The sequence below is a fragment of the Methylobacterium sp. E-016 genome (assembly GCF_022829745.1).
GTDB lineage: Bacteria > Pseudomonadota > Alphaproteobacteria > Rhizobiales > Beijerinckiaceae > Methylobacterium.
Map to the genome: position 1 here is coordinate 21,936 of NZ_JAKSYF010000108.1, position 26,108 is coordinate 48,043.

Below are 26,108 nucleotides of genomic sequence, written 5' to 3' on the forward strand. Positions count from 1 at the left end.
CCCCGCCGGCGCGCGGCCGAGCGCCGAGTGGGATTGCGTCGGGCGCATCGGTCGCAAAACCCTGCGGCATCGGCTGCGGCTTCCCAGGGGCTACCGCCTGTGCGAGGCCTTCGGACCCACCGACGGGCCGGCACCCGTCGCCCTCGAACCGGACGCGACAGCGCAGGACATGGCGGCGCAACAGATCTGGACCCGGGAGATCCCGTTCGTCGACCCCGTCGCGGCGGCGATGCGGCTGCGCCGCTGGCCCGGCCTCGCCTTCCTCGACAGCGCGATGCGGCACGACACCCTCGGCCGGGTCTCGATCCTGGCGGCCGACCCCTTCGCCCGCTTCCGGTTTCGCGACGGCCGCGCCACGCTGGACGGGCGGCCCGTCCCCGGCGGGCCGATGGCGGCGCTCCGCGCCTGCCTCGCGCCCTACCGGCTCGGCCCGGAGGAGGGGGCCGCGTTCTCCGGCGGCGCGATCGGCTACTGCGCCTACGATCTCGGGCAGGCGCTGGAGCGGGTGGTCCCGCCCGCGCGCCGGGCCGGGCTGACGGACGACGCCGCCTTCGACCTCCACGACGTCGCGCTCACCATCGACCACGGCGCCGGCACCTGCCGCCTCGCCGCCACCGGCTTCCCGGAGACCGAGCCGTCGCGGCGCGAGGCCCGCGCGCAGGCGCGGCTCGCCGCCTTCGCCGATCGCCTGAGCGGGGCGACGCCGGAACCGGCCGCCCTGCCCCCGCGCGCTGCCCCGCCGACCTGGCACTCGAACTTCACGCGCGCCCGCTACGAGGCGGCGGTCGACCGGGTGCGGGACTACATCCGGGCCGGCGACATCTACCAGGCCAACATCGCCCAGCGCTTCACCGCCGCCCTGCCCGCGGGCTTCGACCGGTTCGCGTTCTACCGCCGCTTGCGCGAGACCAACCCGGCGACCTTCGGCGCCTATCTCGAGTTCGACGGGCTGACCGTCGCGTCGAGCTCGCCCGAGCGCTTCCTGAAGCTCGAGGGCGGCCAGGTCGAGACCCGGCCGATCAAGGGCACGCTCGCGCGCAGCCCCGACCCGGTCGAGGACGCGGCCCGCGCCGCGCGGCTGCTCGCGGACCCGAAGGAGCGCGCCGAGAACACCATGATCGTCGACCTGCTGCGCAACGACCTGTCCCGGGTCTGCGCGCCGGGCAGCGTGCAGGTGCCGGTGCTGTGCGGGCTGGAATCCTATGCCGGCATCCACCATCTCGTCTCGGTCGTCACGGGCACGTTGCGGGACGGTCTCGACGGCTTCGACCTGCTGGAGAGGACCTTTCCCGGCGGCTCGATCACCGGCGCGCCGAAGCTCAGGGCCATGGACATCATCACCGAGATCGAGGGCGACGCGCGCGAGCTCTATTGCGGGGCCATCGGCCGGATCGGGTTCGACGGGTCGCTCGACACCGCGATCGCGATCCGCACCGTGTTCATGGACGCGACGACCGCGGTGCTCCAGGCCGGCGGCGGCGTCACCCTGCTCTCCGAGCCGGCGGCGGAGTACGACGAGACCCTGACCAAGGCCGCCCGCGTGTTCCAGGCGTTCGAGGCAGAGGCGTTCGAAACATGAGCGCGCCTGCGCGAGCCCGGGCCGGCGCGACGACCGAGGGCCGCACGGGGAGATCCGAGCGGAGGTCGGCGCGCGCGACCGCGCGTCGCCGCCGGCGCGGCCGATGCCTGCGGCCGGCGACGGCCGGGGGCCACCGGGAAACCCCATGATCCTCGTCGTCGACAACTACGACTCGTTCGTCTTCAACGTCGTCCGCTACTTCGAGGAGCTGGGCGAGACGGTGCGCGTGGTGCGCAACGACGCCCTCGACGTGGCCGGCATCCGCGCGCTCGCCCCCGACGCCCTGGTGATCTCGCCGGGGCCGTGCACGCCGGCCGAGGCCGGGATCTCGCTGCCGGCGATCCGCGAGCTCTCGGGTCGGATGCCGATCCTCGGGGTCTGCCTCGGGCACCAGGCGATCGGCGCGGCCTTCGGCGGCACCGTCGAGCGGGCGCGGAAGCCCCTGCACGGGCAGGCGACGCCGGTGGCGCATGGCGGGGAGCGGCTGTTTGCCGGGCTGCCGCCGGCGATGCAGGTCGGGCGCTACCACTCCCTCGTGGTGGCGCCGCAGCCGGCGATGGCGGCCCACCTCACCGTCGACGCGCGCTCGGCCGAGGGCGAGGTGATGGCGCTGTCGCATCGCCGCCATCCGACCTACGGCATCCAGTTCCACCCGGAATCGGTGCTCACCGAGAACGGCCACGCGATCTTCTCGAACTTCCTCGGCCTGGCCCGCGACTGGCGGGAGCGGCCCGCATCCGGGGAGGGCGGCGATGCTGTGGCATGACGGCCGCCTGATCGACGGCACCACCCTGCCCTTCGACCTGACCGATCGCGGCCTGACCCTGGCCGACGGCGTCTTCGACACGGCCCTGGCGCTGGCCGGCCGGGTCGCCTTCGCGGACGCGCACGTCGCCCGCCTCGTCGCCTCGGCCGAAGCGCTGGGCTTCTCCGTGCCCGCCGATGCCGCCCGCACGGCGATGCATGCGCTCGCCGCCACGGGCGATCGCCTGGCGATCCGCACCACCGTCACCCGCGGCATCGGCCCGCGCGGCCTCGCCCCGCCGCCCGATCCGCGCCCGACGCTGTTTGCGACCGCGGCCGTCAGCGACCGCCGGATCGCGTTCGCGCCCCTGCGGCTGTGGCCCACCGCCATCGCCCGGAACGAGACCTCGCCGCTGGCGCGGCTCAAGACCCTCGGCTACGGCGACGCGATCCTCGCGGCGCGGGATGCGCGGGCGGCCGGCTTCGACGAGGCCCTGTTCTGCAACACCCGGCGGCACCTCGCCTGCGCCGGCACCGGCAACGTCTTCGCGCTGTTCGGCGACCGCCTGGTCACGCCGCCGCTCGGCGACGGGGTGCTGGCCGGCATCGTGCGCGCCGTCGTGATCGCCGAGCTCGCGCCGGCCTGCGGGCTCGCCTGCGAGGAACGGTCCGCGACGAGGGCCGAGCTGCGCCGCGCCGACGCGGTGCTCGTCACCAATTCGCTGCGGCTCGTCGCACCGGTCGCGACGATCGGCGACACCGCCTACGCGACCGACCACCCGGTGCTGATGCGGCTGATCGCGGCCCTGCGCGACCGCGTCGCAGCGGAATGCGGCGTTCCCGCCAGCGTCGTCGCATGACGGGCGGGCGATCGACGGAGACGCCCGGGCGGATCTGGCTGCGGCGCGGGCTGGTCGGCCTCTACGGCCTCGTCGGCGCGGTACACCTCGCCGCGCCCGACACCTTGATGCCGATCATGCCGGCCTGGGTGCCGGAGCCGCGCCTCGTGATCCTCGGCACCGGGCTCTGCGAGGTCGCGGGCGCGCTGGCGCTGACGCGCCCGGCCCTGCGCCGGGCGGCCGGGATCGGGCTCGCGCTCTACGCGCTCTGCGTCTGGCCGGCCAACATCAAGCAGGCGGTCGAGGGGATCGTGGTGCCGCCGCTGCCGGATTCCTGGTGGTACCACGGCCCCCGGCTGGCCTTCCAACCGGTGCTGATCTGGGCCGGATTGTTTGCCGGCGGCGCGATCGACTGGCCGTTCCGCCGCGCGGCGTCGCGGGCTGCGGGCCGGCGCGCCCCGGGGCGATGATCCCGTGATCCCGTGATCCGGTCATGCTGCGATCCCGTGATCACGGGATCTTGTGCCGATCGCATCATGCCGGCACCCCAAAGCGGAAAAGCCCGGCGCTTCGGGGCGCCGGGCTTCTTGCAAAAGTCAATTTGCAGGGGCCGATCCCGACGGCGGGATCGGCGGTCGCGAATCAGGGCTTGGGGGCCGCCGCGGCGCCGGCGCCGGCCGCGCCCGGCTGCTCCAGCTTCTTGCGCATGTCCTCGCTGCGCTTCTCGAGCTCGGCCTGGAGCTTCTTCTGCTGCTCCTCGAGCACCTTCGGGTCCATGGCCGGGCCGTCGAAGGCCTTGCCGAAGCCGGCGAGCGGCACGGCGAAGGTCACCTCGCGCTGGGTCTGGTTCTGCACCGAGACGTTGAGCGTGGTGCCCTTCTTCATCGCGGCGACGACGCCGGCATCGACGCCGCCGGCCTCGGCGAAGCAGCCGTTGGGGAAGCAGACCGCGAACTTGCCGGCGGTGCCCTGCTGGCCGTCGACGGTGAAGCGGATGCCGGGCTGCAGCAGCAGGCCGAGCGGCAGCAGGTAGCGCACCACGCGCACCTCCTGCTTCGTGGCCGGGTTCTTCATCTCGTACACGGCGACCGCGAGGACCGGCTGGCCCTGGTCGGAGACGAAGTCGCGGGTGGTGTAGCAGATGTCGGTGCCCGACCCGCCGTCCTTGCCGCAGACCTTGGTCCAGTCGGCCTGGCTCGGCTCGGACTTCACGGTCACGGTCTGCGGGCCGGTCTGCGCCGCGGTGTTGGCCGCCGGCGTGCTCTGGGCCGGGGCGGGGGCCGCCGGCGCCGGGGCCGCGGGGGCCGGCGTCGCCTTCTTCGGCTGGGCGAGGGCGGGTCCGGCAAGGCCGGCGAGCGCAAGGAACGCGGCGGCGCGCATCAGGAGCGCCGGGCTTTTGGCGAAGGACATCGGCTCAGACCCTTTGAAGTTCGTCGATGAAGAGGACGTCGTCGTGACGGGAAAACGTGATGCGGTGCGGGACGCGGGCGGCCGGTCCGACAGGGCGCCGCGCTGGTCCCGGGCGATCGGGCGGCCTGCATTCCCCGCCGAATGCGGCGAAGGCATGACACCCACCGCGACACCCGGCCCCGCGCATGCGGGACATCCGCGGGTCGGCCTTAGGCGGGGGTTAACCCTAAACCTGCATCGATGGCCAGTCGTCCCCGTGCGGGATGTCGGGCGACGCCCTTCGGATGGAGTTCGAGTACCCCGTGAGCGCGGCGCAGCCCTCCCTCGAGCCGTCGACCGCCGGATGGGGACCGGCCGCCGATCGACGCCCCCTGCCCCGGACGGCGGCCCGCGAGCCGGTGCGGTCGCCGGCCGCCGCCGAGGTCGTCCTTCCGCGGGTGGGGCTGTGCGCGCTGCTCGCCGGAACCGCCCGCCTCGACCCCGCCCGTCTCGCCTTCTCCGACGCCGCGCCCAAGCGCGGCTGGAGCGACAGGCCGCCGATGACCTGGACCTACGGGACGGCGGCCGAGATCGTCGGGCGGCTCGGCCGGGCCCTGCGGACGTGGCGGCTGCCGCCGGGAAGCCGGATCGGCCTGTGGTTTCCCGGAAGCACCGAGGGATTGGTCGCCCACCTCGCCGTCGAGGCGGCGGGGCACGTCCCCTGCCCGCTGCCCGCGTCCTGGACCGAGGCGCAGGCGGCGGCCGGCATCCAGGCGGCCGGCCTCTCCGCGGTGCTGACCCAGACCCATGTCGGCGCCGGCCGCCCGGCGGAGGCGATGTGCCGGATCGCGGCCGGCTATTTCGGCCTGCGCTATCTCGCCGCCTTCGGCCCGGCCGTGCCCGACGGCGTGATCAACCTCGACGCGCTCGCCCTCGACCGGTCCGGGGGCGCCGTTGCGTTGCCTGAGACCGGCGGCGGCCTCGTCAGCTTCGTGGCGGGCGATCCGGCGCGGCCGGTCCACCGGACGGGCGACGCCCTGCTCGCGGCGGTCGCCGCGCACCTGGTCTCGGCCCGGATCGAGCCCGGCGACCGCATCCTCACCCTGCTGCCGCCCTCGGATCTGCGCGGGATCGTCACCGGCCTCGGCGCGGCGCTCGCCGCCGGCGCCGACCTCGAGACGATGCCGGTCTTCGACGGAGGCGCGCTGATCGAGAGTCTGGCGCATCCGCGCCCGACCCATCTCGTCGCCCCGGCCTTCCTGGAGGGTGCGCTCGACGCCCTGCCCGCGACGACGCTGCGCTCGGTCGTCCTCGCACGCCGTGCGCCCGGGCCCGTGCCTCCGCCCGGACCGGACCCGGCACGGCCGGTGCTCGATGTGCTGGCCTTCGACGAGGATGCGATCCTCTCGGTCAGGCGCAAGGGGCCGGGCCTCGCCGGGGCGCTCACCGAGCCCGGCCACCGCGCCCTGCCCCCTTCCCTGCCCCCCGCCCTGTTCGACCTGCGCCGCGAGCCCGACGGCCGCCTCGCCTTCCGCGGCCAGGCCTGCGCGACGGCCCTGGTGCAACGCGGCGAGGCCGGCGCGTCCGAAGCCGATGAGTTTCGCGCCTCGCGCTTCCGCGTCGATCGCTTTGCCGGAACCGGGATCGCCGTGACCGAGGCCTGAGCGGCCGCTCGGGCCGCCCCGCGCCGCACCATCCGGCGCGGCGGTGCCGCGTGCCCGCCCGGCGCATCCCTCGACCGCGCATCCTCGCCCGTGAAACGAAACCGTTCCGAAAGCTCAGCGTCGCCAGGGCCTTGGCCGATCGTGCCCGCGCCTGTGCCCGGTACGATCGATGGCGCCGGCCGCGCGGTTCATCGGACGCTCATCGAAGGGTTTATTTTCGCATCTGCAAAGGGCGCCGGCGAACCAAACCGTTGGCGGAGGGTTTAAAGCTCAGCTCTCTTCCCAAGTGGCCTGCGATGGGGTAGCTCTCGATCTTATGGGTGCGCTGCAACAAGTGCTCGTCGTCGACGATGGTGTCCGTGCCATCGATCACTCCCTGGCCGGAGAATTGGCCGAGCTCGGCTATGCCAGCGTCACCGTCTCCCTCGAGGCGGCGGCGGACGTGCTGGCGGTGATCGCCCGGCCTGCCGCCATCCTGCTCCAAACCTCGTCGCGCCGCGATTCGAGCTATGCTCGCCTCGCAGCCCGGCTTCGTGCGCAGGTCCGCGACCAGGGCATCCCGGTCCTGGTGATCGACGGCGCGAAGGGGCGCCGCGCGGGCGCGCCGATCGACCTGATGAGCCGCATCGGCCCCTACGTCGTCAACGAACCCGACCTCTAGGCATCGCCCGGCCCGGGCGCCGATCCGCTACGAATGGATCGGCGCGTCGTGCTTGTGGAACGCCTTGAGACGGCGGAACAGCGCCGTGTCGTAGTTTCCCGGCACCTGTTCCTCCCCGACGAGCCAGCGGAACAGGTCGCGGTCCGGCACCTCGATCAGGCCCTCGAACAGGTCGAGATCCGCATCGCTCATGCTGCCGATCTCGGCGTCGGCGAAGCGCCCCATGATCAGGTCCATCTCGCGGATGCCCCGGTGCCAGGCGCGGAACAGCGTGCGGCGGCGGCGGGGATCGAGATCCGCGCTGGTGCGGGTGGTGCCGGACATCGTGAGGGCCTTCGGATCGCTGGAGACAACCCGTGATCCGAGGATCACGGGACGAAAGGCTCAGACCAGTCCCGCGAAGGCGGTCTCGGACCACGCCGCGGACGGCCCGGGCGGGGCCGGGACGGGATCGCGCGGGCCGACCGGCGGCTTGTGCCCGCGCTGGCCCTTGGCGACCCGGGTGCCGCGGTCCGGCTTGGCCGGGCCGCCGACCGCATCGAACTCGAACAGCAGCCGGTTCCCGCGCGCGTCGCTGATCCATCCGTCGGAGAACCAGCCGACGAAGCGGCCCGAATAGGCGAAGACCTTGTCGTCGTCGATGATCGCCGCGGGCCGCCCATCCCAGTGGTAGACCGCCCGGCCGTCGTCGCAGAAGGCGGATGGACGTCCCTCCCGGTCGAAAAACTCGATCATCGCCTTGGCTCCCGCCGCCGGCCGCGCCGAGCGCCGCCACCGTCCGTATCTAAGCCATCGCGGCCGACCTGCCAGCCGGCCGCATCCGGGCGCCGGGCACAGGATCCTCCGATCCGCCGATCACGGGAGGGCGACGCGGCGCGCCAGCGTCGAGCGGCCGCGCGCGACGGGGCGGGATGCACGGGCTATTAGGGGCCGCCGGGCAGGATGGGCCGAACGAGCGGATTGGCGATGCGCGACGAGACGGCCCCTGCGCTCCTGCGCCCCAGCATCCTCGATCCGCTGTTCGCGCCCGCGCGCGGGCTGCCGGGCGTCGGCGCGAAGATGGCGCCCATGATCGAGCGGCTGCTCGGCACGCCCGAGCGGCCGGCCCGCATCGTCGACCTGCTGTTCCACCTGCCGCAGGGCGGCATCGCGCAGAAGCTCGTCGGCTCGGTCGGCGAGGCCCCTGTGGGCGAGCCGGTCACCGTCGGCGTCACCGTCTCGCATCACCGGCCGGCCGGGACCGGGCCGGGCAGGCGCCCGCACCGGGTGCTGGTCGAGGACGAGACCGGCGACATCACCCTGGTGTTCTTCGGGATGCCGGCGGCGCGGGTCGAGAAGATGCTGCCGCTGGGCAGCCACCGCTACGTCACCGGCCGCATCGACCTCTGGGACGGCAGCCGCCAGATGGTGCATCCCTCCCGCATCGTCGACGCGGAAGGCCTGGCCGCCCTGCCCTCCGTCGAGCCGGTCTACGGCGCCACGGAAGGCCTGACCTCGCGGGCGATCGGCAAGCTCGCGGTGGCCGCGCTGGAGCGGCTGCCGGTGCTGCCGGAGTGGCAGGACCCGGCCTGGCTGCGGCAGAACCGGCTGCCGCCCTTCGCCGACGCGCTGCGCGCCGAGCACCGGCCCGAGGAGGCGCCCAAGCCCCCGACGCTGGGCCCCAACGGCGTCGCGGTCCCGCCGCCCGCGACGCCGTCGCGAAAACGGCTGGCCTACGACGAGCTTCTGGCCTCGCAGCTGGCTTTGGCGCTGATGCGGGCGCGCAGCCGCCGCAAGCCCGGACGGGTCAACGCCGGCGACGGCCGCCTCTCCGCCCGGATCGAGGCGGGGCTGCCCTTCGCGCTGACCGGCGCGCAGACGCGCGCCGTCGCCGAGATCCGCGGCGATCTGGCCTCCGACAAGCGGATGCTGCGCCTGCTCCAGGGCGATGTCGGGTCGGGCAAGACCGCCGTGGCGCTCCTCGCCATGGCCTCGGCCTGCGAGGCCGGCCGGCAGGCGGCGCTGATGGCCCCGACCGAGATCCTGGCACGCCAGCACTTCGAGCGCCTGAAGCCGCTGGCCGGCGCCCTGCGCCTGCGCCTGATGACCGGCCGGGACCGCGCCGCCGAGCGCCGGGCGACGCTGGCCGACCTCGCCGCCGGCGAGATCGACATCCTGGTCGGCACCCACGCCCTGTTCCAGGACAGCGTGGTGTTCGCCGATCTCGGGCTGGCGGTGGTCGACGAGCAGCACCGGTTCGGCGTCCACCAGCGCCTCGCGCTCGGCGCCAAGGGCGCGGCGGTCGACATTCTCGTCATGACCGCGACCCCGATCCCGCGGACGCTGGCGCTGACCTGCTTCGGCGACATGGACATCTCGGTCCTCGACGAGAAGCCGGCCGGACGGCAGCCGATCCGGACGATCACCATCCCGACCGAGCGCATCGACGAGGTCGTGGCCGGCCTCCACCGCGCGCTCCAGGGCGGCGAGCGCGTCTACTGGATCTGCCCGCTGGTGGCCGAATCGGAGTTCGTCGACCTCGCCGCGGCGGAGGAGCGCTTCGAGGACCTGAAGCAGCATTTCGGGGCCGAGGTCGGGCTGATCCACGGCAAGATGCCCGGCGCCGACAAGGATGCGGCGATGGCCCGCTTCGCTGCGGGCGAGACCCGGGTCCTGGTCTCGACCACCGTGGTCGAGGTCGGGGTCGACGTGCCGGAGGCGACGATCATGGTGATCGAGCATGCCGAGCGCTTCGGGCTGGCCCAGCTCCACCAGCTGCGCGGCCGGGTCGGGCGCGGCGCGAAGGCCTCGTCCTGCCTGCTGCTCTATCGCGGGCCGCTCGGCCAGGTGTCGAAGGCCCGCCTCGAGATGATGCGCGAGAGCGAGGACGGGTTTCGCATCGCCGAGGCCGATCTGCGGCTGCGCGGCGAGGGCGAGGTGCTCGGCACCCGCCAATCCGGCCTCGCGGCCTTCCGGCTCGCCCGCCTGGAGAGCGACGGCGCCCTGCTGGAGGTCGCCCGCGACGACGCGCGGCTGGTCGTCGAGCGCGATCCGACCCTGCGGACCGAGCGGGGCCAGGCGCTGCGGGTGCTGCTCTACCTGTTCGAGCGCGACGCCGCGATCCGGCTGCTCGGGGCCGGCTAGAGCATCGTCGAGCGAGGTGGATTCCCGCTGGCGTGACGACGATGCGCCCTGGAGACGAGAGCGAGCCGTGTCCGCGATTGACGGATCACGGACCATGCTCTCGCCGGCGCGGGTTGCCGCAGCATGGGCGACAGGCGCGCGCGATCGCCCTAGATCCGTTTGGGTCGTACCAAGGATTCTCCGCCCGTGCCCCAGCCTCCCCGACAGGACAGGACGTTTGCCGTCGCGGTGGTCGGCGCCGGCGCCGCGGGCCTCGCCGCCGCCCTGGCGCTCGCCCGCGACGGTGTGCCCACGGCCCTGGTCGGACGCCATGCACCCGTGGCCGACGGGCGCACCGTCGCCCTGCTCAACGGGTCCGTGCGCTTCCTCGCGGCGCTGAAGGCCTGGGGCGGCATCGCCCCGCAGGCCGGCCCGCTGGCGACGCTGCAGATCATCGACGACACCGGCAGCCTGTTCCGCCCCCCGCCCGCGCGCTTCCAGGGCGGCGAGATCGGGCTGGAAGCGTTCGGCTGGAACGTCGAGAGCCGGCTCCTGGTCGAGTCCCTGCGCCGGCAGGCACGCGCCACCGCGAACCTCACGCTGTTCGAGAGTGATGCCGCGGAAGCCGTTCCTGGCGAAGAGGTTTCCGAGGTTCGGCTCGTCGATGGCGGGCGCGTCTCGGCACAGCTCGTCGTCGCCGCGGACGGGGGGCGGTCGCCGTTGCGGAGCGCGAGCGGCATCCGGGTGCGGGACTGGTCCTACCCGCAATCCGCGATCACCACGATCCTCGCACACGACCGCCCGCACGGCGACGTCTCGACCGAGTTCCACACCCGCGGAGGCCCCTTCACCCTGGTGCCGCTGCCGGGGAACCGCTCGAGCCTGGTCTGGGTCGCGGCCGAGGGCGTCGCGCGCCGGCTCGCCGCGCTCGACGACGCGGCGCTGGCCGAGGCGGTCACGCGCCAGGCGCAGGGCATGCTCGGGACGATGCGGATCGACGGCCCCCGCGGCCTGGTGCCGATGCGCGGCCTCTCCGTGGCGACCCCGACCGCCCACCGCCTCGCCCTGATCGGCGAGGCCGCCCACGTCTTCCCGCCGATCGGCGCGCAAGGCCTGAACCTCGGATTGCGGGATGCCGCCGCCCTTCGGGACGCGGTGCTCGGTGCCACCCGCGAGCGCCGCGATCCGGGCTCCCGCGCGGCGTTGTCCGGCTTCGCCCGCGCCCGCCGGCTCGACGCGGCGCTGCGATCCACGGCGGTCGACACGCTCAACCGGAGCCTGCTCGCCGACCTCGTGCCCGTCGACGCGCTGCGCGGCTTCGGCCTGCTGGCGATGAGCGCGATCGGGCCCTTGCGCCGCGCCGTGATGCGCGAGGGCGTCCTGCCGCGACTCGGCGCACCCGAGCAGATGCGGGCCACGCACTGAACGGAAAAACTCTTTTCGACGTGTGGGTTGTCCCTATCGGCTCGCGTTGAGCATCAAGCGTTTCGGCGCGAAAATCGGGTGCGCGTCCCTCCGGCGATCCGCCCCTGCGACACCGGCATGCGGAGCACCGACCCGAGCCGCTCCATGCTGGCCCTGTCGGCGCAAGAGCCGACGGGGCCGCCTCGGGAAAAAACGATCGAAAATCGCTGATTTCGAGTAGGTTGCCTCGAAAAGCTCATCCCCTGCATTCGTCCGGCCGGACCATGGCGGCCCGGGTCGGAGCGCCGCATCGTCGGATCGCCGCCTCCTGACACCCTGCCTTCCGGTCTATACATCCCGTCTCGCGGGCTCCACGTCCCGCCCCCGGGCATCGCCTGCCCGCCCGATTCGACGACGAACAGACACCCGATGGCCAAGCCCGCATCCAAGACGTCCGCATCCAAGACGCCCGCGCCCCCGGTCCCCGCGCCGAAGGTTCAGACGGCGCGCTTCGCGCTTCCCAAGTCCGGGCCGCTGGCGCGGATCCGCGACGCATTCGCGCGCGGCGAGAGCCCGACGCTGGCCGGCGTCCCGGACGGGTTCGACGCCCTGGTGGTGGCCGACCTCGCGCGCGCCCTGAGCGCCGGCTTCGAGGGGCCGGCGGTGCTGGTCCACGTCGCCCGCGATTCCGGGCGCTCGGCGGCCTTCGTCAACGCCCTGAAGTTCGTCGCGCCCGAGATCGAGGCGATGAGCGTGCCGGCCTGGGATTGCCAGCCCTACGACCGGGTCTCGCCCAACGGCGCCACTGCGGCGCAGCGCATGACCGCGTTCTCGCGGCTGACGCGCACGCGCTCCTCGGAGGCCGCGCCCCGCATCGTCTGCACCACGGTCAACGCCCTGATCCAGCGCGTTCCGCCGATGAAGCGCATCGCCGTCGAGACCTTCTCCGTCGCGATCGGCAACGTCGTCTCGATGGACAAGGTCGTGGCCTGGGTCGAGGCCAACGGCTTCCTGCGCACCGGGACGGTGCGCGACACCGGCGAGTACGCCGTGCGCGGCGGCATCCTCGACCTGTCGCCGCCGGGGCTCCCGAACCCGATCCGCCTCGACTTCTTCGGCGACACGCTGGAATCGATCCGCGCCTTCGATCCGGAGACGCAGCGCACCGTCGGCCAGCTCCGCTCCCTCGATCTCGTGCCGATGAGCGAGGTCCAGCTCACCACCGAGACCATCCGGCGCTTCCGCCAGGGCTACGTCGCCAATTTCGGGGCCGCGACCCGCGACGACCGCCTCTACGAGACCGTGAGCGAGGGCCGGCGCTATGCCGGCCTCGAGCACTGGATGCCGCTGTTCTACGAATCCCTCGACACCCTGTTCGACTACGTCGCCGGGGTGCCGATGGTGTTCGAGCCGCAGATCGAGGATGCGGCCGCCGAGCGGCTGGCCCTGATCCAGGACTACTTCCAGGCTCGCGAAGGCGCGCGCAAGACCCCGCAATCGGGCGTCGCGCCCTACAAGCCGCTGCCGCCGCGCGCCCTCTACCTGACCCAGAACGAGCTGCGCGACCGGATCGCGGCCTGCTCCGTCGCCCGCCTGATGCCGTTCGCGGTGCCCGAGGGCGGGGCCGGCGGCCCGGCCATCGATTGCGGCGCCGAGCCCGGCCGCACCTTCGCCGCCGAGCGCGCGAGCGAGGCGGCGAGCGTCTTCGACGCGGCGGTGGCGCACGTGAAGGATCTGCAGGGATCCGGTCATCACGTGATCCTCGGATCCTGGTCCGAGGGCTCGCGCGACCGGCTCTGCGGCGTGCTCGCCGACCACGGCCTCAGGAAGCCGATGGCGATCTCGCGCCTGTCGGACGTCTACGCGCTGAAGCGCGGCACCGACGTCGCCGTCGCGGTCTGGGGCCTCGAATCGGGCTTCACCGCCGGCCAGCTCGCCGTGATCTCGGAAGGCGACATCCTCGGCGACCGGCTGGTGCGCCAGAAGCGGAAGTCCAAGCGCCCGCAGGACGTCATCCTGGAGGTGCAGGCGCTTCAGCCCGGCGACCTCGTCGTGCACGCCGACCACGGCATCGGTCGGTTCGTCGGCCTGAAGACGGTGACGGCGGCCGGCGCCCCGCACGATTGCCTGGAGCTGCAATACGCCACCGGCCTGCTGCTGCTGCCGGTGGAGAACATCGAGCTCCTGACCCGCTACGGCTCAGAGGATTCCGAGGTGGCGCTGGACCGCCTCGGCGGCGCCGGCTGGCAGGCCCGCAAGGCGCGGATGAAGAAGCGCATCCTCGAGATGGCCGGCGAGCTCATCAAGGTCGCCGCCCAGCGCTTCGTGCGGCAGGCGCCGCGGCTGGTGCCGCCCGAGGGCCTTTACGGCGAGTTCGCCGCCCGCTTCGCCTTCGAGGAGACCGAGGACCAGGCCAACGCGATCGAGGCGGTGCTCTCGGACCTCAACGAGGGCCGCCCGATGGACCGGCTCGTCTGCGGCGACGTCGGCTTCGGCAAGACCGAGGTGGCGCTCCGCGCCGCCTTCGCCGCCGCGATCTCCGGGCGGCAGGTGGCGGTGGTGGTGCCGACCACCCTGCTCGCGCGCCAGCACTTCCGCACCTTCGCCGAGCGCTTCAAGGGCCTGCCGATCCAGGTGGCGCAGCTGTCGCGCTTCGTCGGCGCGGCCGAGATGAAGCAGACCCGCGCCGGGCTCGCCGACGGCACCGTCGACATCGTGGTCGGCACCCATGCGGTGCTGGCCAAGACCATCGCCTTCAAGGACCTCGGCCTGATCATCGTCGACGAGGAGCAGCATTTCGGCGTCAGCCACAAGGAGCGCCTCAAGGCGCTGCAGGCCGACGTGCACGTGCTGACGCTCTCGGCCACCCCGATCCCGCGGACGCTGCAGCTGGCGATGACGGGCGTGCGCGACCTCTCGATCATCGCGACCCCCCCGGTGGACCGCCTGGCGGTGCGCACCTTCGTGACGCCGTTCGATCCGCTGACCATCCGCGAGGCGCTGCTGCGCGAGCGCTACCGCGGCGGCCAGTCGTTCTACGTGGTGCCGCGGATCGAGGATCTGGCCGAGGTGAAGCGCTTCCTCGACACCGAGATGCCCGAGACCACGGTGGCGGTCGCCCACGGGCAGATGGCGGCGGGCCAGCTCGAGGACGTGATGACCGCGTTCTACGAGGGCAAGTACGACGTGCTGCTCTCGACCACGATCGTCGAATCCGGTCTCGACATCCCCACCGCCAACACGCTGATCGTGCACCGGGCCGACATGTTCGGCCTGGCCCAGCTCTACCAGCTCCGCGGCCGCGTCGGCCGCTCCAAGGCCCGCGCCTACGCCCTGTTCACGACGCCGGCCAACCGCACCCTGAGCGCCCAGGCCGAGCAGCGCCTCACCGTGCTGCAGACGCTCGACACGCTCGGCGCCGGCTTCCAGCTGGCCTCCCACGACCTCGACATCCGCGGCGCCGGCAACCTGCTCGGCGACGCGCAGTCCGGCCACATCAAGGAGGTCGGCTACGAGCTCTACCAGCAGATGCTGGAGGACGCGGTCACCGCGCTCAAGGCCGGCTACGAGGAGCCGGTGGAGGAGGCGTGGTCGCCGACCATCGCGCTCGGCGCCCCGGTCACCATCCCCGAGACCTATGTCGAGGATCTCGGCGTGCGGCTCGCCCTCTACCGCCGGCTCTCGACCCTGGAGAACGACGCCGAGATGGAGGCGTTCGGCGCCGAGCTGATCGACCGCTTCGGGCCGCTGCCGCCGGAGGTGGAGCAGCTGCTCAAGATCGTGACGATCAAGATCCTGTGCCTGGCCGCCAACATCGCCAAGGTCGAGGCCGGGCCGAAGGGCGTCGTGGTCCACTTCCGCGACAAGTCGTTCGCGAACCCGCAGGGGCTGGTCGCCTACGTCGCCGAGCAGGCCTCGTTCGCGAAGGTCCGGCCCGACATGAGCGTGGTCTTCATCCGCGAGCTCGACTCGATCCCGGCCCGGCTCAAGACCGCGACGCAGGTGGTGCGGGCGCTGGCAGGGATCGCCGAGCGCGGGGGGAAGAAGAAGGCGGCGTAAGCGCCGCTCAGCGCGTCGCCAGGGCCTGCGAGGCGTCCGGTCGGGATGCGTCCAGGCGCGGCGTCGCCGGCTGCGGGGCCTTCGGATGCAGCGCGCCGAGCGAGCCGGTCGGCAGGTTCGACGAGCCTTCGGCCAGCGCCTCCGGTCCGCCGAAGGCCGTGCCCTCCTGGCCGAGCTTCTCCGCGTGGGCGAACAGCGCCTTCATGTAGCGCTGGTCGAACGGGGCCGGCGAGGTGTCGGTGAAGCGGTCGTCGATCTCGGCGACCTTCAGGTCGATGGATTCGCGGCGGGCGAAGGCGTCGGCCAGCGCCAGGGCGTCGCGCGTCTGCGCCTTGATCGCCGACGACATCGCCCGGCCGAGCACCGAGAGCGTGGTGTGCGTCGCCATCTGGAAGTACGGCGCGAGCTTGTTGTTGACGACGAGGTAGACCGTCCGGGCCGGGATCCTGACCCCGCCGGCACCCGTCTGCGCCGCGATCAGCGCCGGCTTCGGCGCGAGGAAGAACGGCGCCGTGGTGCCGCCGTCGACGTGCATCTCCTGGATCGTCTTGCCCTGGTTCGTCTTGCCGTCGACGGTCGTCGAGTCGATCGAGACGGGCGGGAACACGCCCGGCACGGCGGACGAGGCCAGCACGATCGACCGGAACAGGTTCAGCGCCTTGTCGTCGCCGATCGTCGCGATCGCGCCCATGTCCCACAGCACAGGGCGCTCGGTGTCGAGCTCGGTGGTGGCGACCAGCAGGCGCCGGCCCTTGGCGTGCTCGGCGGCGATCGCCTTGAGCAGGCGCGGCGTCACCGCCTTCTCGATCCGGCGCTTGAGCGGCCAGGTGTCGGTCAGGGCCTCGGCGGAGCCGCCGAACTCGAACACGTCCGCCGCCGAGACCGTGGTGTAGGCCTCGCGCAGGGCGGCATCGCCGGCGGCACCGATGAAGGCGAAGGGGGCGATCAGGGCGCCCGTCGAGACGCCGGTGATCACGCCGAAGGCCGGGCGGCGCCCGCTCGCGCTCCAGCCGGAGAGGAGGCCCGCGGCGAAGGCGCCGTTCTCGCCGCCGCCGGACAGCACGAGCCAGGGGTTGGCCGCCGCGGACGCCCCGTCGATCAGCGCCTGGAAGGCCTGCCCGTCGTCGCCGGCGATGCGGATCGCGCCCTTCAGGGCGGCAGGACGCGCCGTCGCGATCTCGCCGGCGGTGAACGCCGTGCGCTCGGTGCGTTTGGCAGTATCCGATCCGGCACGGGAAAGGTCAGGTGCACCGATTCCAAGTGCGAGGATCGTCGCGCAAAGCGCGAGCTGACGCGTCTTCGAAGAGGGCATAGCCCGTTTCCCGATACCGATTGACCCGCCTCGTTTCGAAAACGCTGCGCCGTCCGCGGTGTTCCCGCAACCGGGCACGACCACCGAGCCGGCCGCGCCATTCGTGCGGCAGCGCACCATGACGCTTGCCACGCGGATCGCTTTACGCCGGGCCTGTGCTTGCACTAACCGGACGAACCGGTCCGTCACGCCGACTCGGCAAGCCGACCTGCAACGAGGTTCTTCCATGAAACTGCCGCGCCGCTTCTTCCAGCCGCTCGCCGCCGGCGCGCCCGAGCCCTTCCGCGAGCTGCCGGTGCGGCTGGAGCGGATGATCCACTTCGTGCCGCCGCACAACGACAAGGTCCGCGCCCGCGTGCCGGAGCTCGCGCCGACCGTCGACGTCGTGCTCGGCAACCTCGAGGACGCGGTGCCGATGGACCAGAAGGAGGCGGCCCGGAAGGGCTTCGTCCAGATGGCGCAGGCGACCGACTTCGCGGCGACCGGCACCGGCCTGTGGAGCCGCATCAATGCGCTGAACTCGCCGTGGTTTCTCGACGACCTGTTCGAGCTCGTGGCCGCCGTCGGCTCGAAGCTCGACGTGGTGATGATCCCCAAGGTCGAGGGCCCGTGGGACATCCACTACGTCGACCAGCTCCTCGCCCAGCTCGAGGCGCGCCACGGCGTGACGAAGCCGATCCTGATCCACGCGATCCTGGAGACGGCCGAAGGCGTCGCCAACGTCGACGCCATCGCCTGCGCGTCGCCCCGCATGCACGGCATGAGCCTCGGCCCCGCCGACCTGGCGGCGTCCCGCGGCATGAAGACCACCCGCGTCGGCGGCGGCCACCCGGAATACCGCGTGATCGCCGACCCGGCCGGCGAGGGCGTCGCCCGCGCCTCCGCCCAGCAGGACCTCTGGCACTACACCATCGCGAAGATGGTCGACGCCTGCATGGCCAACGGCATCAAGGCCTTCTACGGCCCGTTCGGCGACTTCTCCGACGGCCCGGCCTGCGAGGTCCAGTTCCGCAACGCCTTCCTCATGGGCTGCGCCGGCGCCTGGACGCTGCATCCGAACCAGGTCGCCATCGCCAAGCGCGTCTTCGCCCCCGATCCGGACGAGGTGGCCTTCGCCGCCCGCATCGTCGCGGCGATGCCCGACGGCACCGGCGCGGTGATGCTCGACGGCAAGATGCAGGATGACGCCACCTGGAAGCAGGCCAAGGTCATCGTCGACCTGGCCAAGCTCGTGGCGGCCAAGGACCCGGAGCTGGCCGCGGTGTACAAGCTCGGCTGATGACCAGACCTCGATGAGCCCGACGCATCGAGGCTTGGCCCCCGCGACCGCGGGGCGGCGGCTCTCCGCCGGACCTCACGGGTTCTCGCCCATGAGGTCCGGCATGAGCCGTCACGGCCCGAACCGGCTTCGGTAATCCTGCGGCAGCGCAGCGACGAGCCGCAGGAAGCTGCGACGCATGGTTTCCTCCGAGCCGAAGCCGCAGGCCTGCGCGATGCGCTTCACCGGGCGCCTGGTCTCGGACAGCGCCCGTTGCGCCGCCTCCACCCGCAGGCGCTCCACCCCCTTAGCCGGCGTCAGCCCGGTCGCCGCGCGGTAGTGCCGGCCGAGGCTGCGCTCGCTCATGCCCGCCACCGCCGCCAGCGCCGGAAGCGAGAGGTCGCCGGCCAGGTTCTCCCGGATCCAGGCATGGAGGGCGTCGAACCGGTCGTCGCCGGCCTGGAGCGCGAGCGCCGCGCTGAACTGCGCCTGCCCGCCGGGGCGCTTGAGGAACATCACGAGATGGCGGGCGACGCCGAGCGCCAGCGCACGGCCGAGATCCTGTTCCACCAGCGCCAGCGCCAGGTCGATGCCGGCGGTGATCCCCGCCGAGGACCAGACCGGGCCGTCCTGCACGAAGATCGGGTCCGGCTCGACGCGCGCCAGCGGATAGAGCTCGGCGAGCCGCTCGCAATGGGCCCAGTGGGTGGCCGCCCGGCGCCCGTCGAGGAGCCCTGCCGCCCCGAGCAGGAAGGCGCCGGTGCAGACCGAGGCGACCCGCCGCGCCCGCGCCGCCCGCGCCCGCATCCAGTCGACGAGGTCCGCGTCGGCCGAGGCCGCGACGACGCCGGGGCCGCCGGCGACGATCAGCGTGTCGAGCGGGGCGTCGCGGTCGGGCAGGGGGTCGACCGCCAGCCGCAGGCCCGCGGACGAGGTCAGCGCGCCGTCGCCCCAGCCGACCACACGCGGCGCGTAGGGCCGCGAGCCCCGCGCCTGCTCGTTGGCCGTCGCGAAGACCTGCAGCGGACCGGCCACGTCGAGCAGTTGCACGGACGGAAAGGCCAGCACCTCGACGATGCGGGGCGATCCGGCGTGGGTTCGAACGGTATGGGTTCGAGCGGCATCTGGCTGGAAACGAGGGTCGTCTGGCATCCCGGCCAGATCTTGAGGCCTTAGGGTGTCCCTGTCCACCACGGAGACCCCGCGATGATCCCCCCCGAGACCCACCTGCAGATCGGCTCGCTCCTGTTCGAGGGGCTGGACCAGATCGACCTCACCGGCCCGTTCGAGGTGCTGTCCCGCATCCCGAACGCGACCTACCGGATCTACGCCCCGACCGCCGAGAGCGTGCGCGACGTCCGCGGCCTGCGGCTCACCCCCGACGCGGCCTTGGCCGATGCGCCGCAGCTCGACGTGCTGCACGTGCCCGGCGGCTTCGGCCAGGAGGCGCTGATGCGGGACGAGGCCGTGCTCGGCTGGATCCGGCGGCAGGCGGGGGGAGCCGGGCACGTCTTCTCGGTCTGCACCGGCGCCCTGCTCCTCGGCGGTGCCGGGCTGCTGAGGGGGCGCCGGGCGACGACGCATTGGAGCGCCTTCGCGCTGCTGCCGTATTTCGGCGCGCAGCCCGTCGACCGGCGCGTCGTGGTCGACGGGTCGTGGGTGTTCGCGGCCGGCGTCACCGCGGGCATCGACGGCGCGCTGCGGCTCGCGGCCGAGCTGCGCGGCCCGGAGGTCGCCCAGGCGATCCAGCTCGGCATGGAATACGCCCCCGAGCCGCCCTTCGACAGCGGCACGCCGCGGACCGCCCCGGCCGCGATCCTCGAGCGGGCGCGCACCGGCGTCGCCGAGATCACCGCGCGGCGGGAGGCGACCGCACGCAGGGTCGCCGCCGAGCTCGGGATCGCCCTCCCCGCCGGCGGGTGAGGCTCGCCTCGATCACGCCGGCCGCACGGGCGCGGGCGACCTGCGACGCGGGTCGGTTCCGATGCACCGCCCCCGGAACCCGGTGACAAGCCCGCCATCCGCGCCTATCTGATCCGTCATGATGGATCAGGCCATGACCGACCCGCGACCGACCGAATCGAGACTGCGCATCGCCAAGTTCGGGATCGGCGCGGTGGTGCGCCACCGGATCTACCCGTTCCGCGGCATCGTGTTCGATGTCGACCCGGTGTTCGACAACACCGAGGATTGGTGGCTGGCGATCCCCGAGGAGGCGCGTCCGCGCAAGGACCAGCCGTTCTACCACCTGCTCGCCGAGAACGCCGAGACCGAGTACGTCGCCTACGTGTCCGAGCAGAACCTGGTGCCCGACACCTCGGGCGAGAGCCTGCGCCACGCCGGCATCCCGGAGATGTTCGAGCGCGACCCCGGCGGCACCTACCGCATGCGCGACCGCACCGCGAACTGACCGTTTCGGGACGCGCGCCGTCCGAGGCTCCGAGCGCCTTCGGGGCCTACGATCCCGTGACGTCGGCGCTCGTCGCCCTGCCGATTCCGGCGGCTTCCATCCGTGCCCAGGCGGCGGCGAGCGATCCGCCCTGGTCGATCGCCCGTGTCGCGTCCGCGACGACGGCGGCCTCGAAGCCTGCCGCGCGCGCATCGAGGGCGCTCCAGGCGACGCAGTAATCGGTGGCGAGCCCGCACAGGACCACGCGCCGGACGCCGCGCTCGCGCAGGTAGCCGGCGAGCCCCGTCGGCGTCCCGTCGGCCTCGACGAAGGCCGAGTAGCTGTCGACTCCGGGGCTCAGGCCCTTCCGCAGGACGAGGGCGGCGCCGGGCAGGTCGAGGCCGGGGGCGAGCGCCGCCCCGGCGCTGCCCTGCACGCAGTGGTCAGGCCACAGCACCTGCTCGCCGTAGGCCAGCCGCACCGTCTCGAACGGCGCCCGGCCCGGATGCGCGCTCGCGAACGAGACGTGCCCGGCCGGGTGCCAGTCCTGCGTCAGCACCAGGGTCCGGAACCGCGCGGCCAGCGCCCGGATCGGCGCGACGACGGCGTCGCCGTCGGGCACCGCGAGCGCGCCGCCGGGCAGGAAGTCGTGCTGCACGTCGACGACGATCAGGGCCTCGGCCGCGCCGACCGTCACGGGCAGCCCCCGGCTTCGGCGGAACGGCGTCCGCCCGGGATCCTCCGATCCGGCGATCCCGGGATCACGGGACCATCACCGTCGAGCCGGTGGTCTCGCGGCCGGCGAGGTCGCGGTGGACCTGCTGGGCCTCCGACAGCTTGTAGGTCCGGTTGACCGGGATCCTGACCGCCCCGCTCTGCACCACCGAGAACAGGTTCTTCGCCATCTCGGCCAGGATCTCCGGGCGGCTCGCGTAGGTGAACAGGGTCGGGCGCGTCACGTAGAGCGAGCCCTTGGCGGCGAGCAGGCCGAGGTCGAGCGCCTTGATCGGGCCGGAGGCGGAGCCGAAGCTCGCGAGCAGGCCGAGCGGGGCCAGCGAATCGAGCGAACCCATCAGCGTGTCCTGGCCGACGCCGTCGTAGACCACCGGGACGCCCTTGCCGTCGGTGATCTCGCGGACGCGGGCCGCCACGTCCTCTTCGCGGTAGAGGATGACGTGGTCGCAGCCGTGGGCGCGGGCGAGCTCCGCCTTGTCGGCCGAGCCGGCGGTGCCGATGACGGTGGCGCCGAGGTGCTTGGCCCATTGGCAGGCGATCAGGCCGACGCCGCCGGCGGCCGCGTGCCACAGGATCGTGTCGCCCGGCTTCACCGCATAGGTCCGGTGCAGCAGGTACTCGGCGGTGAGCCCCTTCAGCATCATGCCGGCGGCGGTCGAATCGTCGATCCCGTCCGGCACGTGCACGGCGGCCGAGGCCGCGATCAGCGGCTCCTCGGCGTAGGTGCCCTCCCCCGATCCGGTGGCGACCCGGTCGCCGACCGAGAACCCGGTCACGCCCTCGCCGACCGCCGTCACGGTCCCGGCGACCTCCTTGCCCGGGGTGAACGGCAGCTGTGCCGCCTTGTAGGCGCCGGAGCGGAAGTAGATGTCGATGAAGTTGACGCCGATCGCGCCGGCGCGGATGCGGATCTGGCCGGGGCCGGGCTGCGGCGTCGGCACGTCCTCGTAGGCCATCACCTCGGGGCCGCCGTAATCCTGAACGCGTATCGCCTTCGGCATCGTCGTCGCCTCTTCCTCGCGTGAGATCGTGCCCGGCGAGATAAGGGACGGGGCGCCCGGCGCAATGGCTTCGATCGGGGCGGGCGATACAGAGCGGGGCGCGCATCCCGGCGCCGCGAGCAAATCATCGATCCGGGGAGGGAACGCGATCGGCCCGGACGCGGTTGAGAGGCCCACGTCGCCGAGCATGCCTTGCAGTGGCCATGTTTCAATCTTAACTGAACCTGAACGAAAGGCTGATTCGTTCAGGCCGTCACGGGAAAGATGGAGGACAGCGATGCTGACCGGACCGTTCCAACGCCTGCCGGGGTCTTCCGAGGGATGGCAGTCCCTCGCTCACGAGCCCTGGCTGCTGCCGATCTCCGACGCCGCCTCCGAGCAGGCTTCCGACGTGGGTATCGCGGTTCGCCGGGCCGCGCGGCCCCTCTGGATCGCCGCCAACGGCCTCTGCTTCGCCCTGGCGCTCCTGCTGGCCGCCGAGACCTCGACCGGCTGGATGAGCGGCAACCGCGTCGCGGCGACGCCGAAGACCGTCGTCACCGCCAGCGCCTCCTGAGTCAGACCGTTTCGCGACGCGGGGCGGCGCCTGCCGGCGGCGTCTCCCGCGACGTCTCGGGCGCGAGCCCCTGCGCCGTCCGCAGGGTCGCGGCCATGGCCTGAAGCCGGGCCTGCGGATCGTCCGGCTGGATGACGCCGGCCGACATCACCAGCTTGGCCGCATCGTCCACGCTCATCCCGACCTCGATGATGTCGGTGCGCGGCAGGTAGAAGAAGAACCCCGTGGTCGGGTTCGGCGCGCAGGGCAGGAACACGCCGACATAGTCGTTGCGGCCGTCCTCCCCTGCTTCTCCCTTGCCGCCGGGAAGCGCCGCCTGGACGTCGGGCGCGGCCGGCGCCGACAGGAACACCACCGACCAGGTTCCCTTCACCGGGAACTCGACGAGGCCGACCGTGCGGAACGAGGTTCCGTTGGCGGAGAACAGCGTCTCGAAGATCTGCCGCAGGCCCTTGTAGAGCCCCGAGATCACGGGCGTGCGCGCCAGCAGCACCTCGCCGAACTCGATCACGCTGCGCCCGACGAGGTTCGCCGTGAGGAAGCCGAGCAGGGTCACCGCCACGAAGGCGATGAGCATGCCCAGCCCCGGGATCGAGAACGGCAGGTAATGGTCCGGCAGGTAGCTCGCCGGCACCAGCGGCTTCACGAACCCGTCGATCAGCGTGATGATCCACCACGTGATGTAGGCGGTGATCGCCAGCGGCCCCGCGACGATGATGCCGGTGAGGAAGTACGTCCGCAGCCGTCCGCGCGCGCTCACGCGGGGGCGGGGGCCCGCGGGGTCCGGCTCGGACGGCGGCAGCGTGGTCGGCGGTCTCACGGAAACCAGGGCAGCCCCCGAAGGCAAGGTCGCGAAGGCACGATGCCGGGCACGGCTCCGGTGCCCTCAGACCTACTCCCTCCGCCGGCCCGTCTCAAGGCCGCGGTTCGGCGACGAGACCGGGGCCGCGCGGCGCCGACCGTCGCGCGGCCCCGGCACGCCGGCGCAGGACGTAGAGCACGAGGCCGGTGATCGCGAGCAGCGGCATCATGAGCGCGGCGAGGCAGAAGACCAGGGCGAAGACCCCACCGAAGAAGCGCCCGCGATGGACCTCGAGCATGGACTCGGCGATCTGCCGGCCGAGCGCCTCGTCGGAGAAGCGCACGCGCGAGAGGCGGGCGCCGGTCGCGGCGTCGAAGGTCGATTCGTTGCGCGCCTTCGGGGCGTCGGACGCCGCGGCGATCCAGCGGATGCGGATCCGCGTCGCGTCGCGCCCCGGCAGCGTCACGGTCGCGAGCGCCGCCGACGCGCCCTCCTCCGCCCGGAACGCGGCCCAGGCCCTGTCCAGGGCGAGCGGGTTTTCGGTGCTCCCGACCGGGCGCGCCTCGCCTTGCCTCTCTCCCGCCTTGCGCCCGGCCGCGCGGTCCGCGCGCGCCTCGGGCGCCTTGCCCGTGAGGAGCCGGGTCGCGGCCGACCTGTACGGCTCGTAGGACCACCACAGCCCCGTCAGCGCGATCACGGCGTAGACCGGCAGCAGCCAGGTGCCAGCGACGGCGTGGAGCGACCAGTAGCGCGGGCGCCCCGGCCGGCGCAGGCTCGGCCTCAGCCAGATCCGCCAGGCGTGGACCTTGGGCCAGCGCAGGTACAGGCCGGTGGCGAGGAACGCGAGCAGCGCCACCGCCGCCGCCCCGGTGATCGTCCGACCCCAGCCCCTGCCCTCCCCGGGCAGGAGCAGCCACCGGTGCAGGCCGCGGATCGTCGCGAAGGTCGCCTCGCCGCGGATCTCGCCGCGCAGCGTGCCATCGTAGGGATCGAGGTAGACCGAGGGCGGCCGCGCGCCGGACGTGTCGTCGGCGAAGCGCACGCGGGGGACGATCGCCGGGTCGCCGGCGATCGTCAGCGTGCTCACCCTCAGGCCCGGGCGCTGCGCGCCGAGTCGCGCGACCAGCGCCTCCGGGCCGAGATGCGGCCGGTCCAGGACCGCGATCCGCGCACGGTCGGCATTGGCGAGATCGACGATGGCCTCCTCGTAGCTCATCATCGCGCCGGTGACGCCGACCACGGCGAGGACGAGACCGGCGGTGAGGCCGAGCGCCCAGTGCAGGCGGAACAGGACGGTGCGGAGGGGGACGGGCATCGCGGGCGGTACGTCATGAGAACGACGCGAAGTCAAGTCTTCCGGTGGAACCTCGAAATTCTCGACGCCGAATTACTACAATTCAAGGTAGTGTCCCCTCGCGTTGCTTGCCCGGCCGCGGTCGAACGCCCCGAAACCCTTCGCCCGACACGGACGGACCGGAGGGCCGGGGCCGGTTCTTCGACCCGGCGCCGCCCGACGATCGCCCGGTCGCAGGCCGTCGAGTCGATTGCGCCCTCCGGCGGCCCCGCGTATACAAGGTCATTCCCCTTTTGAATGCGTGAGACGGGACTTTCGGATCGAGCGGTCCGGAGCCTGCGGACCGATGCCCGGCCCCGTCCGTCCACGCGTCGGTTTTGGAGCCCGTGCGAAACATGACCCAGGGTCCGCTGATGCCCAAGGCGACCGCCGTCTGGCTGGTCGAGAACACCTCGCTCGCCTTCGAGCAGATCGCCGATTTCTGCAAGCTGCACCCGCTGGAGGTGAAGGGCATCGCCGACGGCGAGGTCGCCGCCGGGATCAAGGGCTTCGATCCGATCACCGCGGGCCAGCTCACCCGCGACGAGATCGAGAAGGCGCAGAAGTCGCCGGCCTACAAGCTCAAGGTCGCGGTCTCGAAGGTGAAGCTGCCCGAGGTCAAGCGCACCACCAAGGGGCCGCGCTACACCCCGCTGTCGCGCCGCCAGGACCGCCCGAACGCGATCCTCTGGCTGCTGCGCAACCACCCCGAGCTGAAGGACGCGCAGGTGATCCGGCTCGTGGGCACCACCAAGTCGACGATCCAGCAGATCCGCGAGCGCTCGCACTGGAATTCCGGCTCGCTGCAGCCGATGGACCCGGTGACGCTCGGCCTGTGCACCCAGATCGACCTCGACTTCGAGGTCCAGCGCGCCGCCAAGGACCGGCCGGCCGCGCTCGCCGCCGATTCGGGAGCCTCGCTCCTGCCGACCGAGGTCTCCACCCGCGACGAGGCGCCCGAGGCCGACGAGCACCGCCACGGCGGCCGCGAGGAGCGGATCAACGCCGATTCGGTCTTCGCCAAGCTCAAGGGCGTCCGCCCGGCGGACGACGACGAAGACTAGATCGTACCCGGGGGTCTCAAGTCTCCGGACCGAAGGCGTGGGCCTGCTTCGAAGGAAGCGGGCCCATTTTCGTGCCGACATCCGTTTCTGTTGAACTTCAGGGCCCGTTGCTGTAGAGAGCCGGCGTCCTTCCGGGCCGACCGCACGCGCGTGTTCTCGTGTTGCGCCGCGCCGCCCCGGGACGACCGCCCTCGGACACCGTACGAACGCGTCGGCA

At 72.8% G+C, this 26,108-nt stretch carries 23 protein-coding genes; 14 read left to right on the forward strand and 9 right to left on the reverse strand.

Annotated features, from left to right (window positions below; genetic code table 11):
* Positions 1-169: 169 nt before the first annotated feature.
* The 4 genes from pabB (at position 170) to MKK68_RS13265 (ending at position 3,632) form a co-directional block, all read left to right on the forward strand.
* A complete protein-coding gene (gene pabB / locus MKK68_RS13250) occupies positions 170-1,579 on the forward strand; it encodes an aminodeoxychorismate synthase component I (RefSeq protein ID WP_243938455.1) in 1,410 nt (469 codons plus the stop codon).
* Between the two features lie 145 nt (positions 1,580-1,724).
* Positions 1,725-2,345, forward strand: coding sequence for an anthranilate synthase component II (locus MKK68_RS13255; RefSeq protein ID WP_147729349.1), 621 nt, complete (start codon positions 1,725-1,727; stop codon positions 2,343-2,345).
* Entirely contained in the window at positions 2,332-3,183 is an 852-nt protein-coding gene (locus MKK68_RS13260) for an aminotransferase class IV (RefSeq protein WP_244030680.1), read from the forward strand. The genes MKK68_RS13255 and MKK68_RS13260 overlap by 14 nt, the downstream gene beginning before the upstream one ends.
* Positions 3,180-3,632, forward strand: coding sequence for a DoxX family protein (locus tag MKK68_RS13265; RefSeq protein WP_147860185.1), 453 nt, complete (start codon positions 3,180-3,182; stop codon positions 3,630-3,632). The genes MKK68_RS13260 and MKK68_RS13265 overlap by 4 nt, the downstream gene beginning before the upstream one ends.
* 172 nt (positions 3,633-3,804) lie before the next feature.
* On the opposite strand, the gene MKK68_RS13270 is transcribed toward MKK68_RS13265, so the two are convergent.
* On the reverse strand, positions 3,805-4,572 hold the full coding sequence (locus tag MKK68_RS13270) for an invasion associated locus B family protein (protein WP_147860186.1): 768 nt from the start codon (positions 4,570-4,572) through the stop codon (positions 3,805-3,807).
* A gap of 284 nt (positions 4,573-4,856) precedes the next feature.
* On the opposite strand from MKK68_RS13270, the gene MKK68_RS13275 reads away from it, so the two are divergent.
* Together MKK68_RS13275 and MKK68_RS13280 are read left to right on the forward strand one after the other, a co-directional pair.
* Positions 4,857-6,215: an AMP-binding protein gene (locus MKK68_RS13275; protein ID WP_244030681.1), complete on the forward strand. Its 1,359-nt coding sequence runs from the start codon at positions 4,857-4,859 to the stop codon at positions 6,213-6,215.
* Positions 6,216-6,531: 316 nt separating this feature from the next.
* On the forward strand, positions 6,532-6,876 hold the full coding sequence (locus MKK68_RS13280; protein ID WP_147729746.1) for a hypothetical protein: 345 nt from the start codon (positions 6,532-6,534) through the stop codon (positions 6,874-6,876).
* A gap of 27 nt (positions 6,877-6,903) precedes the next feature.
* Here the strand turns inward: MKK68_RS13280 and MKK68_RS13285 are convergent, their stop codons facing one another.
* Together MKK68_RS13285 and MKK68_RS13290 are read right to left on the reverse strand one after the other, a co-directional pair.
* A complete protein-coding gene (locus MKK68_RS13285) occupies positions 6,904-7,200 on the reverse strand; it encodes a succinate dehydrogenase assembly factor 2 (protein ID WP_147729745.1) in 297 nt (98 codons plus the stop codon).
* 60 nt (positions 7,201-7,260) lie between these two features.
* Positions 7,261-7,611 carry a 4-fold beta flower protein gene (locus MKK68_RS13290; protein ID WP_147729744.1) on the reverse strand — a complete coding sequence of 117 codons (351 nt, stop codon included), beginning with the start codon at positions 7,609-7,611 and terminating at the stop codon, positions 7,261-7,263.
* Between the two features lie 231 nt (positions 7,612-7,842).
* On the opposite strand from MKK68_RS13290, the gene recG reads away from it, so the two are divergent.
* The 3 genes from recG (at position 7,843) to mfd (ending at position 15,441) form a co-directional block, all read left to right on the forward strand.
* Entirely contained in the window at positions 7,843-9,999 is a 2,157-nt protein-coding gene (gene recG / locus MKK68_RS13295; RefSeq protein ID WP_244030683.1) for an ATP-dependent DNA helicase RecG, read from the forward strand.
* Positions 10,000-10,185: 186 nt separating this feature from the next.
* A complete protein-coding gene (locus MKK68_RS13300) occupies positions 10,186-11,403 on the forward strand; it encodes a UbiH/UbiF family hydroxylase (protein WP_244030684.1) in 1,218 nt (405 codons plus the stop codon).
* A 408-nt stretch (positions 11,404-11,811) separates the two neighbouring features.
* Complete coding sequence (gene mfd, locus MKK68_RS13305) at positions 11,812-15,441, forward strand: transcription-repair coupling factor (RefSeq protein WP_244030685.1); 3,630 nt, start codon at positions 11,812-11,814, stop codon at positions 15,439-15,441.
* Positions 15,442-15,448: 7 nt separating this feature from the next.
* Here the strand turns inward: mfd and MKK68_RS13310 are convergent, their stop codons facing one another.
* Positions 15,449-16,753: a patatin-like phospholipase family protein gene (locus MKK68_RS13310; protein WP_244030686.1), complete on the reverse strand. Its 1,305-nt coding sequence runs from the start codon at positions 16,751-16,753 to the stop codon at positions 15,449-15,451.
* 226 nt (positions 16,754-16,979) lie between these two features.
* Between MKK68_RS13310 and MKK68_RS13315 the strand changes: the two genes are divergently transcribed.
* The gene (locus MKK68_RS13315; RefSeq protein WP_147728376.1) at positions 16,980-18,032 is read left to right on the forward strand and encodes an HpcH/HpaI aldolase/citrate lyase family protein; all 1,053 of its coding nucleotides are present in this window, start codon (positions 16,980-16,982) and stop codon (positions 18,030-18,032) included.
* Positions 18,033-18,143: 111 nt separating this feature from the next.
* Here MKK68_RS13315 and MKK68_RS13320 read toward each other — a convergent pair whose 3' ends face one another.
* Positions 18,144-19,163, reverse strand: a complete 1,020-nt coding sequence (locus tag MKK68_RS13320) for a GlxA family transcriptional regulator (protein WP_243938437.1) — start codon at positions 19,161-19,163, stop codon at positions 18,144-18,146.
* A gap of 54 nt (positions 19,164-19,217) precedes the next feature.
* Between MKK68_RS13320 and MKK68_RS13325 the strand changes: the two genes are divergently transcribed.
* Together MKK68_RS13325 and hspQ are read left to right on the forward strand one after the other, a co-directional pair.
* Complete coding sequence (locus MKK68_RS13325) at positions 19,218-19,934, forward strand: DJ-1/PfpI family protein (RefSeq protein WP_147728591.1); 717 nt, start codon at positions 19,218-19,220, stop codon at positions 19,932-19,934.
* A gap of 133 nt (positions 19,935-20,067) precedes the next feature.
* Positions 20,068-20,421 carry a heat shock protein HspQ gene (gene hspQ, locus MKK68_RS13330; RefSeq protein WP_147728590.1) on the forward strand — a complete coding sequence of 118 codons (354 nt, stop codon included), beginning with the start codon at positions 20,068-20,070 and terminating at the stop codon, positions 20,419-20,421.
* A 46-nt stretch (positions 20,422-20,467) separates the two neighbouring features.
* On the opposite strand, the gene MKK68_RS13335 is transcribed toward hspQ, so the two are convergent.
* The gene (locus tag MKK68_RS13335; RefSeq protein ID WP_244030687.1) at positions 20,468-21,097 is read right to left on the reverse strand and encodes a nicotinamidase; all 630 of its coding nucleotides are present in this window, start codon (positions 21,095-21,097) and stop codon (positions 20,468-20,470) included.
* A 64-nt stretch (positions 21,098-21,161) separates the two neighbouring features.
* The gene (locus MKK68_RS13340; RefSeq protein WP_243938475.1) at positions 21,162-22,136 is read right to left on the reverse strand and encodes a quinone oxidoreductase family protein; all 975 of its coding nucleotides are present in this window, start codon (positions 22,134-22,136) and stop codon (positions 21,162-21,164) included.
* A 277-nt stretch (positions 22,137-22,413) separates the two neighbouring features.
* Between MKK68_RS13340 and MKK68_RS13345 the strand changes: the two genes are divergently transcribed.
* Positions 22,414-22,692: a hypothetical protein gene (locus MKK68_RS13345; protein WP_147728587.1), complete on the forward strand. Its 279-nt coding sequence runs from the start codon at positions 22,414-22,416 to the stop codon at positions 22,690-22,692.
* 1 nt (position 22,693) lies between these two features.
* On the opposite strand, the gene MKK68_RS13350 is transcribed toward MKK68_RS13345, so the two are convergent.
* Positions 22,694-23,512, reverse strand: coding sequence for a DUF502 domain-containing protein (locus MKK68_RS13350; protein ID WP_244030690.1), 819 nt, complete (start codon positions 23,510-23,512; stop codon positions 22,694-22,696).
* Positions 23,513-23,606: 94 nt separating this feature from the next.
* A complete protein-coding gene (locus MKK68_RS13355) occupies positions 23,607-24,809 on the reverse strand; it encodes a PepSY-associated TM helix domain-containing protein (protein WP_244030692.1) in 1,203 nt (400 codons plus the stop codon).
* A gap of 374 nt (positions 24,810-25,183) precedes the next feature.
* Here MKK68_RS13355 and MKK68_RS13360 point away from each other — a divergent pair, with 374 nt between their 5' ends.
* Positions 25,184-25,891: a DUF1013 domain-containing protein gene (locus MKK68_RS13360; RefSeq protein ID WP_147727603.1), complete on the forward strand. Its 708-nt coding sequence runs from the start codon at positions 25,184-25,186 to the stop codon at positions 25,889-25,891.
* The last annotated feature ends 217 nt before the right edge of the window (positions 25,892-26,108 follow it).

What these genes read in the sequence shown, in the direction of transcription:
- pabB (WP_243938455.1), top strand. Translation starts at nt 170, where the DNA reads ATGGCGGCGCAACAGATCTGGACCCGGGAGATCCCGTTCGTCGACCCC.
- MKK68_RS13255 (WP_147729349.1), top strand. Translation starts at nt 1,725, where the DNA reads ATGATCCTCGTCGTCGACAACTACGACTCGTTCGTCTTCAACGTCGTC.
- MKK68_RS13260 (WP_244030680.1), top strand. Translation starts at nt 2,332, where the DNA reads ATGCTGTGGCATGACGGCCGCCTGATCGACGGCACCACCCTGCCCTTC.
- MKK68_RS13265 (WP_147860185.1), top strand. Translation starts at nt 3,180, where the DNA reads ATGACGGGCGGGCGATCGACGGAGACGCCCGGGCGGATCTGGCTGCGG.
- MKK68_RS13270 (WP_147860186.1), bottom strand. Translation starts at nt 4,572, where the DNA reads ATGTCCTTCGCCAAAAGCCCGGCGCTCCTGATGCGCGCCGCCGCGTTC.
- MKK68_RS13275 (WP_244030681.1), top strand. Translation starts at nt 4,857, where the DNA reads ATGGAGTTCGAGTACCCCGTGAGCGCGGCGCAGCCCTCCCTCGAGCCG.
- MKK68_RS13280 (WP_147729746.1), top strand. Translation starts at nt 6,532, where the DNA reads ATGGGTGCGCTGCAACAAGTGCTCGTCGTCGACGATGGTGTCCGTGCC.
- MKK68_RS13285 (WP_147729745.1), bottom strand. Translation starts at nt 7,200, where the DNA reads ATGTCCGGCACCACCCGCACCAGCGCGGATCTCGATCCCCGCCGCCGC.
- MKK68_RS13290 (WP_147729744.1), bottom strand. Translation starts at nt 7,611, where the DNA reads ATGATCGAGTTTTTCGACCGGGAGGGACGTCCATCCGCCTTCTGCGAC.
- recG (WP_244030683.1), top strand. Translation starts at nt 7,843, where the DNA reads ATGCGCGACGAGACGGCCCCTGCGCTCCTGCGCCCCAGCATCCTCGAT.
- mfd (WP_244030685.1), top strand. Translation starts at nt 11,812, where the DNA reads ATGGCCAAGCCCGCATCCAAGACGTCCGCATCCAAGACGCCCGCGCCC.
- MKK68_RS13310 (WP_244030686.1), bottom strand. Translation starts at nt 16,753, where the DNA reads ATGCCCTCTTCGAAGACGCGTCAGCTCGCGCTTTGCGCGACGATCCTC.
- MKK68_RS13315 (WP_147728376.1), top strand. Translation starts at nt 16,980, where the DNA reads ATGAAACTGCCGCGCCGCTTCTTCCAGCCGCTCGCCGCCGGCGCGCCC.
- MKK68_RS13320 (WP_243938437.1), bottom strand. Translation starts at nt 19,163, where the DNA reads ATGCCAGACGACCCTCGTTTCCAGCCAGATGCCGCTCGAACCCATACC.
- MKK68_RS13325 (WP_147728591.1), top strand. Translation starts at nt 19,218, where the DNA reads ATGATCCCCCCCGAGACCCACCTGCAGATCGGCTCGCTCCTGTTCGAG.
- hspQ (WP_147728590.1), top strand. Translation starts at nt 20,068, where the DNA reads ATGACCGACCCGCGACCGACCGAATCGAGACTGCGCATCGCCAAGTTC.
- MKK68_RS13340 (WP_243938475.1), bottom strand. Translation starts at nt 22,136, where the DNA reads ATGCCGAAGGCGATACGCGTTCAGGATTACGGCGGCCCCGAGGTGATG.
- MKK68_RS13345 (WP_147728587.1), top strand. Translation starts at nt 22,414, where the DNA reads ATGCTGACCGGACCGTTCCAACGCCTGCCGGGGTCTTCCGAGGGATGG.
- MKK68_RS13355 (WP_244030692.1), bottom strand. Translation starts at nt 24,809, where the DNA reads ATGCCCGTCCCCCTCCGCACCGTCCTGTTCCGCCTGCACTGGGCGCTC.
- MKK68_RS13360 (WP_147727603.1), top strand. Translation starts at nt 25,184, where the DNA reads ATGACCCAGGGTCCGCTGATGCCCAAGGCGACCGCCGTCTGGCTGGTC.